Source organism: Pantoea sp. B9002 (assembly GCF_013385945.1).
Taxonomy (GTDB): domain Bacteria; phylum Pseudomonadota; class Gammaproteobacteria; order Enterobacterales; family Enterobacteriaceae; genus Pantoea.
Window position 1 is genome coordinate 1 of record NZ_JACAPA010000158.1, and the last position, 306, is coordinate 306.

Here is a 306-nt window from a genome sequence, read left to right on the forward strand (position 1 = left end):
CGCTTATCGCAAAGTCAGGGATGCCTTCGTTACCACGAGCGCTGACGCGATGACGACTGATCAGGCAGTGATCGGTATCGATCGCACCGTCATCAACCAGATGAACCAGTTGGTAATAGACCTTCGCAACCAGAGCAACGCGCAATCTCGCGATATTCGTACTGACGCAAGCCAGACCATTCTGACGGGCACACTGGCGATATTAGTCTCGGCGCTGTTATTAGGCACCTTCACCTTATTATCGTCACGCCGACTTCGCAGGACAATTTAATAAGCGAGACCACTTAAGATTATTTTTAATTGCAA

At 49.3% G+C, this 306-nt stretch carries 1 protein-coding gene; it reads left to right on the top strand.

Annotated features, from left to right (window positions below; all coding sequences use genetic code 11):
* Positions 1 to 271: hypothetical protein (locus HX773_RS25640; RefSeq protein WP_218168372.1), on the top strand; the 271-nt coding region annotated here is incomplete at its 5' end.
* Positions 272 to 306 lie beyond the last annotated feature (35 nt).